14 protein-coding genes are annotated in these 14,237 nt (G+C 68.0%); 5 read left to right on the forward strand and 9 right to left on the reverse strand.

The window, feature by feature from the left end; genetic code table 11:
• Positions 1–68: 68 nt before the first annotated feature.
• Positions 69–1,052: a sensor histidine kinase gene (locus ACFE77_RS01285; RefSeq protein WP_375419805.1), complete on the reverse strand. Its 984-nt coding sequence runs from the start codon at positions 1,050–1,052 to the stop codon at positions 69–71.
• 65 nt (positions 1,053–1,117) lie between these two features.
• Here ACFE77_RS01285 and ACFE77_RS01290 point away from each other — a divergent pair, with 65 nt between their 5' ends.
• The 4 genes from ACFE77_RS01290 to ACFE77_RS01305 all read left to right on the forward strand — a co-directional run bounded on the left by ACFE77_RS01290 (position 1,118) and on the right by ACFE77_RS01305 (position 3,793).
• Positions 1,118–1,777, forward strand: coding sequence for a transcriptional regulator (locus tag ACFE77_RS01290; protein WP_375419806.1), 660 nt, complete (start codon positions 1,118–1,120; stop codon positions 1,775–1,777).
• A 92-nt stretch (positions 1,778–1,869) separates the two neighbouring features.
• Positions 1,870–2,238 (forward strand): hypothetical protein, encoded by a 369-nt coding sequence (locus tag ACFE77_RS01295; protein WP_375419807.1) that lies wholly within the window; start codon positions 1,870–1,872, stop codon positions 2,236–2,238.
• 110 nt (positions 2,239–2,348) lie between these two features.
• Positions 2,349–3,329: an SGNH/GDSL hydrolase family protein gene (locus ACFE77_RS01300; protein WP_375419808.1), complete on the forward strand. Its 981-nt coding sequence runs from the start codon at positions 2,349–2,351 to the stop codon at positions 3,327–3,329.
• 200 nt (positions 3,330–3,529) lie between these two features.
• Entirely contained in the window at positions 3,530–3,793 is a 264-nt protein-coding gene (locus tag ACFE77_RS01305; protein WP_375419809.1) for a hypothetical protein, read from the forward strand.
• A 42-nt stretch (positions 3,794–3,835) separates the two neighbouring features.
• Here ACFE77_RS01305 and ACFE77_RS01310 read toward each other — a convergent pair whose 3' ends face one another.
• Both ACFE77_RS01310 and ACFE77_RS01315 read right to left on the reverse strand, forming a co-directional pair.
• Entirely contained in the window at positions 3,836–4,543 is a 708-nt protein-coding gene (locus ACFE77_RS01310; protein WP_375419810.1) for a hypothetical protein, read from the reverse strand.
• Positions 4,544–4,610: 67 nt separating this feature from the next.
• Positions 4,611–5,675: a hypothetical protein gene (locus ACFE77_RS01315; protein WP_375419811.1), complete on the reverse strand. Its 1,065-nt coding sequence runs from the start codon at positions 5,673–5,675 to the stop codon at positions 4,611–4,613.
• A gap of 320 nt (positions 5,676–5,995) precedes the next feature.
• Here ACFE77_RS01315 and ACFE77_RS01320 point away from each other — a divergent pair, with 320 nt between their 5' ends.
• On the forward strand, positions 5,996–7,018 hold the full coding sequence (locus ACFE77_RS01320; protein WP_375419812.1) for a serine hydrolase domain-containing protein: 1,023 nt from the start codon (positions 5,996–5,998) through the stop codon (positions 7,016–7,018).
• Here ACFE77_RS01320 and dacB read toward each other — a convergent pair.
• The 6 genes from dacB to ACFE77_RS01350 form a co-directional block, all read right to left on the reverse strand.
• Positions 7,015–8,445: a D-alanyl-D-alanine carboxypeptidase/D-alanyl-D-alanine-endopeptidase gene (gene dacB / locus ACFE77_RS01325; RefSeq protein ID WP_375419813.1), complete on the reverse strand. Its 1,431-nt coding sequence runs from the start codon at positions 8,443–8,445 to the stop codon at positions 7,015–7,017. The two genes, ACFE77_RS01320 and dacB, sit on opposite strands and share 4 nt — an antisense overlap.
• Positions 8,442–9,326, reverse strand: a complete 885-nt coding sequence (locus ACFE77_RS01330) for a LysR family transcriptional regulator (protein WP_375419814.1) — start codon at positions 9,324–9,326, stop codon at positions 8,442–8,444. The genes dacB and ACFE77_RS01330 overlap by 4 nt, the downstream gene beginning before the upstream one ends.
• Positions 9,323–10,570, reverse strand: a complete 1,248-nt coding sequence (locus ACFE77_RS01335; protein ID WP_375419815.1) for a dicarboxylate/amino acid:cation symporter — start codon at positions 10,568–10,570, stop codon at positions 9,323–9,325. The genes ACFE77_RS01330 and ACFE77_RS01335 overlap by 4 nt, the downstream gene beginning before the upstream one ends.
• The gene (gene dgcA, locus ACFE77_RS01340) at positions 10,567–11,559 is read right to left on the reverse strand and encodes an N-acetyl-D-Glu racemase DgcA (protein WP_375419816.1); all 993 of its coding nucleotides are present in this window, start codon (positions 11,557–11,559) and stop codon (positions 10,567–10,569) included. Before dgcA ends, ACFE77_RS01335 begins: the two co-directional genes overlap by 4 nt.
• A complete protein-coding gene (dgcN, locus tag ACFE77_RS01345; RefSeq protein WP_375419817.1) occupies positions 11,517–12,554 on the reverse strand; it encodes an N-acetyltransferase DgcN in 1,038 nt (345 codons plus the stop codon). The genes dgcA and dgcN overlap by 43 nt, the downstream gene beginning before the upstream one ends.
• A 95-nt stretch (positions 12,555–12,649) precedes the next feature.
• A complete protein-coding gene (locus ACFE77_RS01350) occupies positions 12,650–14,236 on the reverse strand; it encodes an amidohydrolase family protein (protein ID WP_375419864.1) in 1,587 nt (528 codons plus the stop codon).
• Position 14,237: the final 1 nt, after the last annotated feature.

Raw genomic sequence — 14,237 nt, forward strand, 5'->3', positions numbered from 1 at the left:
CTGCAGCAATCGAGGACGGCATCGGGACCAAGTCCGCGGAGAGGTGACGGGCACCCGTCGGCGGGCCGCTACGCCTCTTCGACGTGCAGGACACATGTCGTGCCCCGCTCGCGTCGGATGCTCACGGTCGCATTGATCGTGGAGGCGAGACCCGCGACCAATCGAGATCCGTCGCTCAGCGAACCAGAGGCGCCGCAAGTGCCATCGTCCGCGACGGTGACGATCAATGCTCGCCCGCTGCGTCTTGCAGCGACCTGGATGGAACCACGTCCGTCCGGAAACGCATATTTGATCGCGTTGACGATCCACTCGTTGACGAGCAGGCCGATGATCATGCCGGAATGCGCGGTGACCTCGATCGTGTCCGACGACACGTCGATGCCGACCTCCTCGGGCACGATGCCGTCCTTCAGCAGCGCGACAATGTCACCGAGATAGGCGCCGAGGTCGATACGTCCGCTGCGATCCTTCACCAGCATCAGGTTGCGATAGACCGATGCGATCGATCCTAGTCGTCCGGCGGCCTTGCTCAGTTCACGGGCGACCTGGGTGTTGTCCGACGCACGCGCCTGATCCGAGAGAAGGTGCGCGGCGATCTGGAAGTTGTTCTTGGTCCTGTGGTCCATCTCCCCGATCATCAACGACAGCGTCCGAACCTCCCGCCCGCACTGATTGCGAAGTTTCCTGGACACGGTGCGATACGACGCGACGACCCAGATGATCACCGCCAATGATCCGGTGGACAATATCAGATTGGCGATGTCGGTGACGGTCCCGCCATGTTCGACGGTCCAGTTCGGAAACACGAAGAAGGTCGTCAGCAACTGGCAGCCGATCGCAGCGATGCTACCGGCCCGCAGCCCGGAAAGCAGCGTTGCCGCGACGACGACGGGAAAAGTCAATGCGAACGGCGTGACTCCGCCGACGACCTGCTCGATGGCCACACGCGCGACGACGGCTACGGCGACCGCGATCGCGGCGACGACGAGATCGGCGAGCCAGCCTGGTTTGTCGCCAAGCTCGACGCCGTCCATGCTCCACTTCGGGATCATGCCGTGCGTCCATGATTTTCGGGCAGATCCTAGAGCCATCCCATTCCTCGGCATCGCGATTCCACGTGCCAACGCGCGCGAAACGAAAACTGGTCCGCTTGCGTCTCTCTCGTCGGTTTGACGTGCGTCATTGGCTACCGGCCCGAACTGCGGCAACAGGAGGAATGAAGGTTTTCCTCGATTTCGAAGCATCATCGCTGTCGAAGCACAGCTACCCGATCGAGGTCGCCTGGGTGTTCGAGGATGGCCGATCCGAGAGCCACCTGATCGCGCCGGCACCGGGCTGGGACGACTGGAGCGAAGCAGCGGAAGCGATCCATGGCATCAGACGCGATCTCCTGCTGGAGGAAGGCGAGCCGCACGACGCGGTGGCGAACCGGATGGTGGAAGCGCTCGGCAGTCATGACCTGTTCGCCAGCGCGCCATCGTGGGACGGCAAGTGGATGAGCTATCTGCTGCGCACCTCTGGCTTTCCGCGCCACAGCTTGAAGCTGCGCGACACGGACCAGGCGCTGCGGGAGACCGCGACCGAGATCCTCGGGGCCGCCCTGTCCGATGCTCAACTGAGTCTCGAGGTTCGCACGATCGTTTCACGCGTCGACGCTGCGATGGTCGGTAAGCCGGCACACCGCGCGCTGGCCGACGCGATCGGCGAACATGAGCGCTGGGTGAGCGCTCGCGACGCGGCGCGCGCGCTTCTGCCGCCGGCAGATCGATCACGCTGAGCTCGGCGCATCGCGGCCGTGACGGAACTGCGCAACGCTTTTCATGGTTAGACCTTCCACTGCCAGCACGGATCAGGAGGCGAAGTCAGCCCATGTCACTGAAAGACGTCGTCGAGAGCGTGATCACCACCGGCGAAACCGACCCGGTCTCGGCAAGGTCGGCAATGATCGACAAGCTTCGCCAGGCTCGCACCGCCTTCGACATGAAGCAATCCGAACAAGCTGGCGGCCATTGGCTCGCGACCAGCGACGAAGGGCGTGTGGCGTTCACGCCGACGCGTCCGGATGGACAGCCATTGGTGATCGGCGGCCAATCCGTCAGCTTTTGGCAGGTCGATGAGGTCCCGGCCCTGCTCGAAGCCTTCGAAGCCGCGATCACGCGCGGTGACCTCGACCCGCAACTCACCGGCTCCACCCCCGCCGGTCACTCCCTGCCGTTGAACATCCTCACCTCGCGATAATCGCAGTCGGAAGCTCAAAGCTGCCGACAGCGATATGCTCGGGACCTACTTCGCGGATCAGGAGTTGCGGTCGAAGCCCGGATGGCCGTGGTAAAAGGGGAGTTAAGTTCATGATCAAGAAGTGGGTTTTCGCGCTCGGCGTTCTCGGCACGGTGGCCGCTACGCCGGCATGGGCGGAACGCGATACCGCGCAGTTCACCTCGATCACCGTGTTCGGCGACAGCCTCGTGGATGCAGGCAATCTCTATTTGTCGAATGGCGGGACGAGGCCCGACCCGAATTTGGGTTACTTCCAGAATCGCTTCACCAACGGGTTCGACTATCCCGACCTGCTCTCGATCGACCTGTTCGGGGTGCCGACGACCCCCTCGCTCCAGGGCGGCGGTAATTTCGCCTATGGCGGCGCCCGCGTCGTCGACACGGGGGACGTCATTCCCGATCTCCAGGCCCAGCTCGGCGCGTTCCAGCAATCCGGCCGCGGCATCGATCCCAACGGCATCTACATCCTCAACTTCGGCGGCAACGACGTGTTCGGGGCCAAAGGGTTCTTCGGTGCGGAGGGCGCGATCGGCACATACCCCACCATCAGCAGCTACCTGCAGGCGGCAGCCGAGCTATACGTTTCCGGCGTGCAGACCCTGAACGATCTTGGCGCCCGCAACATCCTCTTCACGGATTTCCCGCTGGCAGGCGATCCGTTGACTACTGAGGCCAATGGGTATCTCAACACCGCCCTCGCGGGGCTCACGCTCGACGCCGATACCGATCTGCTCTTCTACAGCCTCAGCGACTTCAATCGTCGCGTGCTGACGAACCCGGCGCCCTTCGGCCTCCCGCAGCAGCGAACCGATACGACCTGCATCGCGGCGGGCGCCCAGACCTCCGGCTGTGTCGGCATCTTCTCCTTCGACGGCATCCACCCCACCGCCCCGATCCAGGCGGCGGGCTATCGGGAGATGAACCAGCGCTTCGGCCTGACGGCGGTGCAGGCGGTGCCGGAGCCCTCCAGCTGGGCATTGATGCTGGTCGGCTTCGGGCTTTCGGGCTTCGCGCTACGGCGTCGCGGTAAGATGCGGACCGTAGCAGCCTGATCACGAAAGACGGGTGGTCCTGTTCGAAGACCAACGGGCTGCGGTAACCGACCGACAGCTTCGTGCGGCTCTCATGGACAGGACCTCCGTCACTCGTCGTGCGTTCCCGGCCTATGCCTCACGCTAGCAACATCGTCATCTGCGACGGCCCCGACAGCGCGCATGCGTTCGACAACATCGCCCTGAAGTCACGAAACGGCATGTTGGACGCCCGCTGCCCGACGTGCCGCGGCTTCGGCGAATGGAACGTCGAGATCGATCTGGTCAGTTTCCGAAGCAAGCGCGCGGCCTGTGGTCGTTGCTATGGCGCGGGGTGGATCGAGACCGGCAACGATCCAATCGGCTTTCCCGACATCGAGCTATCGCCTGACGGGAAGCCGCAATGGGTCACGAATTACGTGCCGCATGACGCGGTCCCGGACGATCAGCTCGATGGCGGCAACCTACTTACCGCCAAGGAGTGAGCGTCGGGGTGTCCCACGGTCAGGCCGTTCTGCTTGGGTCCGTCAGCACCCGCTCAAGGCACGGATCGACTGAATGAAGCTCTGCCCCTCGCGCCGCGCGATCGCGACGACGGCCTCACCGTTGCAAGGCGTCTTTCCGGCGGCATAGCGGTAGCTCACGCGGAACGAACGGCTGTCCACCGGCTCGATCCGTGTCAGTCGGATCGGCTGCGGCAAGCCACCATAGAAGCGGGACATGGCGTCGGCCGAGAATGGAGGTGAGCCTCGTTTCTCAGGCACCACCTGAGCCGATGCTTCCGCGCCATCCCCTCGACTGAGGGCGGCATAGAAGGCGCGGACGGTGATTTCACCCGACCGATCGCCCGCAAACTCGGTGGTGCGCCCGGAGCTTACTCCATCATCCTGCGAGGAGGTCGGCCGGTCGCTACCTATCGGAACACTGGTCGGTAAACCCGACGAAGAGCCGTCACTCGCGCTGACCCTGCGCTCGTCGACGACACCCGGCTGGATCGGTCGATACCAAATGAGCGCCAACAGACTGACGACGGACAGCAAGATGATCGCGAAGGGAATGGCGCGGAAACGCCTCTGCCGTCTTCCGATCCGGATCGACGGCGTTCTCGGTATACCTGGGGGCGTAAAGTGCGCATCGGCGGCCGATCGAGCGCGCAGACCATTTTGGGGCGCACCGAAGATCGCTTCCATCTCGCGGTGAACGGCGTCTTCCGCGGTCTCGAGGGTTGCTGACATCGCGTCTCTGAACGCCTGTGCACGAGCAAGGGGCCGAGGCTATGCCCCGGCCCCCCCCTCTGCCATCCTACAGTGCGGTCTGGCGCGGATTGCCGATGCTGTGACCGCCGTTGCGATGCAGGATGCCGCGAACGTCTGCACCGTTGCCGGTGCCGTTGACGGTGATCAGCACGCCGCCGCGGGTCAGATGGTCGCCGTAATAGGACGCATCCTCTTCGCTGACGCCGTGGCCCTTCAACGTCTCGTTGAGCGTCCCGGCCGCCGCGCCGGCTGCCGCGCCGATCGCCATCGCGCCCGGCACCGCGGAGGCTGCGATCGCACCGGCCGCGACGAGCGGTCCGACACCCGGGATGGCGAGTGCGAGCACGCCGAGCCCGGCGCCGAGCGCACCACCACCAAGGATGCCGCGGACGATGCTCTCGTGATGCTCGTCGGTGACCTCGCCGTCGACATCGCGTGCCGTCGTTGTGCCGTTGTTCTTGGCGATCACCGACAGCGCGGAATCGTCGACACCCGCGCTACGCAAGTCGGCGACCGCACGCTGCGCTTCGGCTTCCGTGTCGAACATGGCCGAGACGGTGCCGCCGCTGCTGTACGATGCGCCGCCGACGCCGGCAGCCGTCGCTGCACCGCCAGTACCGCCAGTGACGGCATTCGCCGCACGGTCCAGCGGTCCGCGGTTCGGATCGTCGTGTCCGTGCAGGGCATTCGCCGCACGGTCCAAAGGACCACGGTTGGGATCGTCGCGTCCGTCCAGGGTATTTGCCGCACGGTCCAAAGGACCACGGTTGGGATCGTCGTGTCCGACCAGGGTATTCGCCGCACGGTCCAAAGGACCACGGTTGGGATCGTCGCGTCCGTCCAGGGTATTTGCCGCACGGTCCAAAGGACCACGGTGGGGATCGTCGCGTCCGTCCAGGGTATTCGCCGCACGGTCCAGCGGTCCGCGGTTCGGATCGTCGTGTCCTAGGGCCGCGTCGACGCCGCCGCTGCCGCCGGTGATCGCGTTCGCGGCGCGATCGAGCGGGCCGCGGTTCGGATCGTCATGTCCGTCGACTGCGCCCGACGTGCGCTCGGGAAGGCCCTGGCCGATGCCGTTATTGCTGTAGCCGCCTCTGTTGCCATCGCTCATACATGCTCTCCACTCGTAATTACACGTTTGCCAAGTCCATCCCGGCGCACGAGCGTCGTTCACCATCGATAGGCCTGGCGTACGATAAACGTACCAACGTGCACTGGGTTCATCCGGCGACGGTTCGGGAGTTTGGGCGCCCATTGCACTGCATCCAACCGACAGCGTTCGTTAGGATCGATGCACCAACGCGGGGGGCGCCAGGAGGTTCGTGACCACCGCGAGGAAGCATTTGCAGCGTCGACGCGCAGCCCTAATCATTGCGACATGCACCTGCCTCCATGCTTTCCGTGTCCCACAATCTTCGACACGGTAGTTACATGAGGTCGCCCGAGGACATGATCGACGAGGCATTCGCGCCAGCGCGACGGGCGGTGGCGAACTGCTCGCTACCCGGCGCGGTACTCGGCATCGTGACCGCAGGCGGGGAGCGAGCAGTTCGCGTGGCAGGGCTGGCGCAACGAGAGCCCGAGGAAGAGGCGCTAACGGTCGACCACTGGTTCGACCTTGCCTCGGTCAGCAAGGTGATCGCGACCACCAGCTTCGTGCTCGCGCTCGCCGATCAGGGGCGCGTCGGTTTGGATCGCCCGTTGACCGACGCGATTCCCGATCTGCGGCAGTACGACGTTGCCAACGCACCAGAACGGCGGCTGACGTTCCGCGACTGCCTGGCGCATCGCACCTTCCTGCCCGCAGTCGAGCCGATCTACACCTATGGCGACGATCCGGCACGGCTGCGCGCCTTCGCGCTGCAGCGGGCGTGGCGGCATGGGCCACCGGTCTATTCGGATATCAACTTCATCCTGCTCGGGATCGCGGTCGAGCGGCTGATCGGCGGCGCGCTCGACACGCTGCCGCTCGGGCCTGGCTTGAGCTGGGGTCCGCCACCCGGCCCCGCGGTCGCCACCGAGCGCTGCACGTGGCGCGGGCGCATGCTGAAGGGCGAGGTCCATGACGAGAACTGCGCCGCGATGGGCGGCCGGACCGGTCATGCGGGATTGTTCGGCACCGTCGCGGGGGTGCTCGGATTCGCCCACGGGCTGCTCGACGGCAGCGGCGCATCGGCCGCGGCGATCGCGGCGATGCGGACGCCGATCGAGGGGCACCGGACCGCCGGGTGGGAGAGTCGCCACGAGGGCTGGTCGGGCGGGCAGGCGTGTTCGCCCGCGACGATCGGGCATACCGGGTTCACCGGGACGGGCCTGTGGATCGATTTCGACCGCGGCGTCGCCTGGACCTTGCTCACCAACCGCGTGCACCCGACGCGGCACCGCGACAGCGGCATCTTCGCGCTGCGGCCGGCGACGGGTGACGCCGTGGTCGCCGCCTTCGACGGGGATTAGTTGGCGGCGGCGATCGCGAGCAGCGCCTTGTCCACCGCGTCCGTCGCCGACGCATCGTCGGGCATGTCGTTGGCGAGCGCGGAGAAGGTGAAGGTCCGGCCCTTCGCCGTCACCAGGAAGCCCGACAGCGCATTGGCGGCGTTCAGCGAGCCGGTCTTGGCGAACAGCTTGCCGTCGAGCGGCGTGCCCCTGAAGCGGCGTGCGAGCGTGCCGTCGATGCCGCCCACAGGCAACGTCGCGCGCCATGCCGCGCCCCAGGGCTGCGCCTGCGTCCAGCGGAGCAAGCGGACCGTCGCCCGCGGCGTCACGCGATTATAGTTCGACATCCCCGACCCATCGGCGAAATCATAGGCCCAGCGTTCGATGCCCGCCCGATCGAGCATCGCGATCACCGCCGCGCGTCCGTCCGCGACCGACCCGCTGCCGCCGACAGTGCCGACCCGACGCAGGAACAACTCGGCGTGGAGGTTCTGGCTGACCTTGTTGGTGAGGCGCAAATCCTCGGCGAGCGGCGGCGGCGCCAGCGTGGCGAGTACCGGCGCCAACGGCGGGCGAGCGACCGGCGTCGCGCCACGGGTCGCGGGATCGTCGGCGGGCGTCGGCGCGCGGTGACGAACGGCGATCGTACCGGTGACACGGACGCCGTTGGCGCGGAGCATCGCGGCGAAGAGCCATGCCGCGCGGTGGGCGGGATCGTCGATGCCGACGGTGACCACCTCCGTGGCGGCTCCGGCCGCTATGGTGCCCGCGATGCGCAGCAGATCGCTACCCGGCACGCGCGTCGCGGTCAGCGCGGTCTTGGTGCCACCGGCGACGGTCGAGCCCGCGTTCTCGACCCGGTAATAGCCGTCCCCCGTGATCGTCGGCGTCTCGCCGACGCCGCGCGGGGCGACCGTCAGCGTCGCGACATTGTCGTCGATCGTGAGCGCCGAGATCGCGGTCCCATACCGGCCGACTTGGTTGTTCCAGCTCATGCCCAACGGCCAGCGTTCATCGGGGAAGAAGGTGTCGTCGCCGATCACGTCTCCGACCACGCGGGTCTTGGCCGCGACCGCACGCGCGAGATCGGCGAGGCAATCGATTGTGCAACCAGCCGCGCTCGACAGGCGCGCGTCGCCCCGTCCGCTTAGCACGACGTCGCGCCCCTCCAACCGCACCGTGGCGCCACCCCCGCCGTCCGATGCAGCGACGTCGAGGGTGGCGAAGGCCGCCGCCGTGGTGAAGATCTTGGTGTTCGACGCCGGCACGAAGCGTTCGTCGCCGCGAACCGACACGATCTCGCGCCCATTTTCGTCGACGACGACGAGGCCGATCCGCGTGCCGACCGGTGCGGTGGCGAGTGCCCGATCCACTGCCCGATCCACTGCGCGGTCGGCTGCGACGGCGGGTGCGGCGACGAGCAGCACGGGAAGCAGGAGGCGCATCATTCGCTTTCGATGACGGTGTTCAGCTCGGCCAGGAACTCGATCGCGAGTGCGCTGGGCGGACGGTCGAGCAGGTGGATGGCATTGATGTCGAAGGTCAGCGACGGCTTCAGCGGGCGCACCGCCATGCCCGGCGTCATCCAGGCTGCGGCGGTGAAATTGTCGACCACCGTCATCCCGACGCCGGCGCGGACCAGTGCCGCGGCGATGTAGAAGGTGCGCGCCGATGCGACCTCGTTGAGGTCGAGGCCGAGCCGTTCGAGTTCGTTGGTGAAGAGGTGCCCGATGGGCCCGCTCGCGGCCGGGGTGATGAAGGGGCGGCCGGCGAGTTGCGACAACTCCACCCGCGGCGGCGCGTCGGGCATGTCCTCCTCGCGGTAGAGCATCACCAGTTCGCCCTCGCCGTGCCAGCTCTGGCCGAGCGGCGCACCGCGCGGGGCCTCGTACGCGATCGCGATGTCGGTCTCGCGCTCGTATAGCTTGCGCAGCAGATCGTCGTGATGGACGGTCTGGAGGTCGAAGCGGACGTCGGGCCGCTTCTTCAGGAACTGCGACACCGCGGTCGGAAGCGCGCCGAGCGCCAGGCTCGGCAGGGCGGAGATGCGCAGCGTCGCGCCCGCGCCCGCGCGCAGGTTGCGCCCCGCCTCCCGCAATGCGCGCACGCGCTCCTGGATGTCGGCGACGCCGCCGAACATCGCGTGCGCATCTTCGGTCGGCACCAGCCGCCCCTGCACCCGCTGGAACAGTTCTAGCCCCAGCAACGTCTCGGCATGGCGCAACGTCTTCGACACCGATGGTTGCGAGATGTTGAGCGCCCGGGCGGCGGCACTGACCGATCCGTTGACGTAGACCGCGTGGAAGATCTCGATATGCCGCAGGTTCATGTCGTCCGCCCGCGGAATACGGACTCGTCGAGCGCGCCTTCGCTACGCGCGACCAATGTCGCGACGGTGAGGTTGGCGGAGGCCGACGGCACCGTTCGAGTCATGTCGAGCAGCCGGTCGAACGGCAGCACGAGCCCGACGACGATCGCGGTCTGTTCGGCGCCGACCCCGACCGCGGACAGCATCGCCGCGAGCATGAACAGCGAGGCTGACGGCACCGGCGCGGTCCCGAACGCCGCGAGTGCGCCGGTGAGCAACATCACGCCCAGCATCCACGCATCGGGCACGATCCCCAATGCCTGTAGCGCGAACTGGCCGAGCAGCCCGACATACATCGCGGTGCCGTCCTTGCCGATGCTGGCGCCGAGGGGCAGCACGGTCGAGGCGACCGGGCGCGCGATGCCGAGATCGTCCTGCGCGACCCTCAGCGCCACCGGCAGTGTCGCGGAGGACGAGGCGGTCGAGAAGGCCACCACGAGCGCGTCGGCGATCCCGCGGAAGAAGCGCGCGACTGGCAGCCGCGCGACCAATGCGATCAGGCCGGCATGCACCACCAGCATCTGCACCAGCGATGCGGCGACCACGCACAACGCCAGCCAGCCGACGTTGACGAACACCGCGACCCCGCCGGTCGCGACCGCATTGGCGATCAGCGCGAGCACGCCGAACGGCGTCGCCTCCATGACGATGCGGACGATCTGGAGCAGCACGGAGGCGAGCCCCTGCAGCAGCGCCACCACGGGACGGCCTGCCTCTCCCGCGACGACGCTGCCGATACCGAGCAGGATCGCGGTGAAGATGATCGCAAGCATGTCGCCGCGCGCCAATGCCTCGACGATGTTGGCGGGCACGATGCCCAGCAACTGATCGGCGGGCGAGATCGCGGGGCCGAGCGGATGCGGCGCAACCCCGGCGAGCGCGATGCCCTCGCCCGGCCGGATCAGCAGCCCCGCCGCCATCCCGATCGCGACCGAGATCAGCGTGGTCAGCGCGAACAGGCCGACGGTCTTCCCACCGATCGACCCCAGCTGGCGCGGATCGCCCAGCGAGGCGATGCCGGCCGCGATCGTGATCAGGACGACGGGCACGACCAGCATCTTGATCAGCCGGACGAACAGGTCGCCGACCAGCTTGATCGCAGTCGCACCCTCCGGCCACAGAAGCCCGAGCGCGATACCGAGGACCAGTCCGCCGACAACCCGCTTCCACAAGGGGATCGCGAACCAGCGGCGCAGGATCGTCAAGCCGGCGTGCCCCAGAAGCCGGGTGCGGGCGGTGAGAGCATGCCGCCGTCATCGACGACGCCCCCCGCGCGATCGTCCGCCAGCCACAAGGGACCGTCGAGGTCGACGAACGCCGCGCCGCCCGCGATCAGCAGCGCGGGCGCGATGCCGAGCGACGAACAGACCATGCACCCGACCATCAACCCGAACCCCTTCGTGCGTGCAGCATCGACCAGCGCCAGCGCCTCGGTCAAGCCGCCGGTCTTGTCGAGCTTGATGTTCACATAGGCGTAGCGGCCGACCAGCGCGTCGAGATCCGCGGCGGTGTGCAGCGATTCGTCCGCGCAGATCGGCACCCGCGATGCGAAGCCGGCAAGGTCGCCGTCGGCACCCGCGGGCAGCGGTTGCTCGAGCAGGTCGACGCGGTGCGCCACCAGCAGGTCCTGGAGCGCTACGACCTCCGCCATCGTCCAGCTTTCGTTGGGATCCACGATCAGCCGCGGCGCGGGCGCGGCGGCACGGACCGCCGCGATCTGGGCGGCGGCGTTGTCGCGGTCGACCTTCACCTTCAACAGCGGCACCGCCGCCGCTCGCGCCGCTGCGGTCTCCATCGCCTCCAACGTGTCGATCGCGATCGTTATCGCCGACGCCACCGGGCCTGGCGCCGGGCGGTCGGCGAGCGTTGCGACGCTGGTCCCGGCGATCCGCGATTCGAGATCCCACAGCGCGTTGTCGATCGCGTTGCGCGCCGCGCCCGCGGCCATCGCCGCCGACAGATCCATGCGCGATCCGCCTCGTTCGATCAGCGGCGCCATCGCGGCGATATCCGCGAGCGCGCCCTCGATCGTCTCGCCATAGCGCGCATAGGGAACGCCCTCACCCCGACCCTCCTGTGCACCCTGGCGGATCGTCACGGTGATCACGTCCGCGGCGGTCTTCACCCCGCGCGCGATCCGGAACGGGGCTCTCAGGCCGAAGCGCTGATGGGTTGCGATGAGGGTGCGAAGCATTGCAGCATCCGATCGACGATGGGGTCCGCGCCGAAGCGGAACGGGTCGGTGCAGGGCAGGCCGAGCGCGGCTCCGGTATCGGCGCATAGTCGGCGGGCGCTAGCCTCGTCGAGCTTGACGGTATTGAGCGCGATCCCGACTGCCTGCACGTCCGGGCTGGTCAGCCGCGCGACCGACAGGTTGGCGGCAAGGCAATCCGCGAGATCGGGAAGCTGGAAATGCGGCAGGCCGCGCATGTGCGGGCGCGACGGATCGTGGCACAGCACGAGCGCCTTGGGCTGCGCGCCGTGCAGCAGGCCGGTCGATACACCGGCGAAGGACGGGTGGAACAACGACCCCTGCCCCTCGATCAGGTCCCAGCCGGTATCGCTGCGCGCAGGCGTCAACTGCTCGATCGCGCCGGAGATGAAGTCGGCGACCACCGCGTCGAGCGGCACGCCCGCCCCCGCGATCAGGATGCCGGTCTGCCCAGTCGCGCGGAAATCGGCAGCGACGCCGCGCCGGTTCAGCGCGTCGTGCAGCGCCAGCGTCGCATACATCTTGCCGACCGAACAATCGGTGCCGACGGTCAGCAGGCGGTTGCCCGCGCGTGGCCTGCCGTTACCGACCGGGAGGTGCGCGGGCGGATCGCGGACGTCGAACAGCGCGACACCCGCCTGCTCGGCGGCGCGCACCAGTCGCGGCTCGTCGCGCAGTCGGTGATGCAGCCCCGAGGCGACGTTCATGCCCGCCGCGACCGCGTCGAGCGCGTCGCGCACCAGCGCCTCGCCGAGCGTACCGCCGGCATTGGCGATGCCGAGCACCAGCGTCTTGGCGCCCGCTGCGCGCGCCTCGGCGACCCCCATCCGCGGCAGGCCGAGCGTCAACGGACAATCGTCGTGGCGCCATTCGCCCACGCAATCGTCCGGCCGGAAAATGGCCAGCCCGCGCGACGTCTTGATCCCCACCTCGTCATCCGAGTGACCGAGATAGAGGAGGAAGGGACCGGGGATCATCGCGTACCTTCATGACCGGGAGCGTAGGCTCGCGAAATAGAGCGGCTGGCACGATGCTGACCAGCCATGCGCGACGGCGAAGCCATAACCGCGAGCTATGGCTTGGCGGGTGCCCCGCAGTTCGCCGGCCGGGCTCGCAGCAGCACGCGCCCGGCGGCGATGCCGGTCGCCGCGCCCTTCGACAGCGCCAGCTTGCCATTGACGAACAGCGCCGTGACCCCGCGCGCAGGCACATTGGGGTGAACGTAATCCGAACCGGGCGCGTAGCGACCGGGGTCGAACACGACGACGTCGGCGTGATAGCCCGCGCGCAGATAGCCGCGACGATCGAGCCGGTACATGTCCGCGGTCAGCCCGGTCGAACGGCGGACGAAGTCGGCGAGCGACACCACCTTCCGATCGCGAACATACTCCCGGTATTTGCGCGGGAAGGTCGCATATTGCCGCGGGTGACCGTCCGACCCGTCCGAACTGGTCACGACCCAGGGTTGCTTCATGATCAGGTCGACGTCGCGATCGACCATGTTGAAGCTCGCGACGCCGACGCCCGCGGGCGCGGTGCCGTCGCGGTCGGGTACGCGTAGGATGCGGATCGCGGCGTCGATTGGGCTCAGCCGCCACAGTGCGGCCATCTGCGCGAGGGTCTTGCCCGTCCAGGGTTGTTTGGCGGAGGTGAGCAGCATCGACGCCGCGCCGCCGCGACGGCGGAGGTTTTCGCTCATCGCCGCCTTGATCCGCGGCAGGGTGGCGGCATCGTCGAACCGCGCGATCATCCGGGCATAGCCGCCGTCGAGCGCCCAGCCGGGCACCAGCGAGGCATCGACCGAGGTGCCCGAGGCGAGCCACGGATATTGATCGGCGGTGACGTCCTGCCCCGCCCGGCGCGCGGCCTCGATCGTCGCGATCAGTTGCGGCGCCTGCCCCTGCAGATCGACGCCGAGCGCCTTCAGATGCGCGAAATGTACCGGCATCTTCGCCGTGCGCCCGATCTCGATCGCCTCGCGGGTGCTGGCGAGCAGGCCGATCGTATAGTTCGCTTCGTCCCGCTGGTGGGTGTCGTAGATGCCGCCGCGCTTGCCCGCCTCGCGCGCGACGGCGACGACCTCCGCGGTCTTGGCGAAGCTTTGCGGTGCGTAGAATAGCCCGGTCGACAGCCCGTATGCGCCTTCGCACATGCCCCTCGCGACCAGCGCCGCCTCGCGCGCGAGCTCGGCAGGTGTCGGCGCGCGATCCGCCTGACCGAGCACGCGGGCCCGGATCGCGCCGAAGCCGATGAAGGGCACGACGTTGACGCCGATCCGGCTCGCCTCGAGCGTGCGTGCATCCGCCGCGACCTCGGGGGTGCCGCCACCGTCGACACCGGTCACGATCGTCGACACGCCCTGCGCGAGCCACGGCAGCGCGAGCCGCTCCGTGGCGATCGGCGAGCGGATATAGGTGTCGGGGTGGGTATGCGCGTCGATGAATCCGGGCGCGACGATCTGGCCGCGCGCATCGATCGTACGCCGGGCGGCGGTGCCGCGGGGTGCGCCGACATAGGCGATGCGGTCTCCGACGATCTCCACGTCGCCGACGATCGGCGGGGTGTCGGCACCGGTGTAGATCGTCCCGCCCCTGACGAGGACATCGGCTTGCGGCGCCGCGGCGGACGACAGCGCGGTCGCGAGGAACGCAGCGACCAGG

This window comes from uncultured Sphingomonas sp. (assembly GCF_964243315.1).
GTDB lineage: Bacteria > Pseudomonadota > Alphaproteobacteria > Sphingomonadales > Sphingomonadaceae > Sphingomonas.

What these genes read in the sequence shown, in the direction of transcription:
- dgcA (WP_375419816.1), bottom strand. Translation starts at nt 11,559, where the DNA reads ATGCTTCGCACCCTCATCGCAACCCATCAGCGCTTCGGCCTGAGAGCC.
- ACFE77_RS01285 (WP_375419805.1), bottom strand. Translation starts at nt 1,052, where the DNA reads ATGATCCCGAAGTGGAGCATGGACGGCGTCGAGCTTGGCGACAAACCA.
- ACFE77_RS01330 (WP_375419814.1), bottom strand. Translation starts at nt 9,326, where the DNA reads ATGAACCTGCGGCATATCGAGATCTTCCACGCGGTCTACGTCAACGGA.
- ACFE77_RS01315 (WP_375419811.1), bottom strand. Translation starts at nt 5,675, where the DNA reads ATGAGCGATGGCAACAGAGGCGGCTACAGCAATAACGGCATCGGCCAG.
- ACFE77_RS01320 (WP_375419812.1), top strand. Translation starts at nt 5,996, where the DNA reads ATGAGGTCGCCCGAGGACATGATCGACGAGGCATTCGCGCCAGCGCGA.
- ACFE77_RS01305 (WP_375419809.1), top strand. Translation starts at nt 3,530, where the DNA reads ATGTTGGACGCCCGCTGCCCGACGTGCCGCGGCTTCGGCGAATGGAAC.
- ACFE77_RS01295 (WP_375419807.1), top strand. Translation starts at nt 1,870, where the DNA reads ATGTCACTGAAAGACGTCGTCGAGAGCGTGATCACCACCGGCGAAACC.
- ACFE77_RS01300 (WP_375419808.1), top strand. Translation starts at nt 2,349, where the DNA reads ATGATCAAGAAGTGGGTTTTCGCGCTCGGCGTTCTCGGCACGGTGGCC.
- dacB (WP_375419813.1), bottom strand. Translation starts at nt 8,445, where the DNA reads ATGATGCGCCTCCTGCTTCCCGTGCTGCTCGTCGCCGCACCCGCCGTC.
- ACFE77_RS01310 (WP_375419810.1), bottom strand. Translation starts at nt 4,543, where the DNA reads ATGTCAGCAACCCTCGAGACCGCGGAAGACGCCGTTCACCGCGAGATG.
- dgcN (WP_375419817.1), bottom strand. Translation starts at nt 12,554, where the DNA reads ATGATCCCCGGTCCCTTCCTCCTCTATCTCGGTCACTCGGATGACGAG.